Raw genomic sequence first — 535 nt, 5'->3', positions numbered from 1 at the left:
TGGGGCGGGGGCGCGGCGGGGTGCGGCGCCCCGGCCGGGGCCGGTACAGGGCGAAACGATTCCCCCGGAGGGGCGTCGTGGCGTCAGTCGGCGAAGTTGGCGCCGACCACCGGGTAGCCCGCGGTCGAGACGCCGAGCGCGCTCGGGGAGAGCGCGCGGGAGCCGGTCGCGGTGATCTTGCTGCCGCTGGAGGGCAGGTAGACCAGGTTGCCGTTGCCGTCGTTCTCGCCGGTGCCGACGACCAGGTCGGCCTTGCCGTCGCCGGTGACGTCGTCCAGCTTCACGTCCATGCCGAACATGTCGTACTTCTCGTTGGAACCGGGGACGCCCGCGGTGTCCTGGTGGAAGGACTGGGAGCCGGTGCCGGTGATGCCGGAGGCGTTCCCGTAGAGCACCAGCACGGTGCCGGTGTCGGTGGCGGCGTCGATGTTCTCGCCGGCCACGCCGATCGCGAGGTCGAGGAAGCCGTCGCCGTTGACGTCACCGAGGTCCAGCTCGTGGCCGAACTGGTCGTTGGTCTCGCTGGTGCCGGGGC

1 protein-coding gene is annotated in these 535 nt (G+C 72.0%); it reads right to left on the bottom strand.

Going from position 1 to position 535, the window contains the following annotated elements; genetic code table 11:
* Nucleotides 1-83: 83 nt before the first annotated feature.
* On the bottom strand, nt 84-535 hold a 452-nt coding region (locus ACFRAV_RS08370; RefSeq protein WP_382552696.1), incomplete at its 5' end, for an FG-GAP repeat protein.

The sequence above is a fragment of the Streptomyces sp. NPDC056600 genome, from assembly GCF_042792855.1.
Taxonomy (GTDB): Bacteria; Actinomycetota; Actinomycetes; order Streptomycetales; family Streptomycetaceae; genus Streptomyces.
Note: the sequence above shows the minus strand (reverse complement) of the source record. Positions and strands in the feature narration are given on the sequence as shown.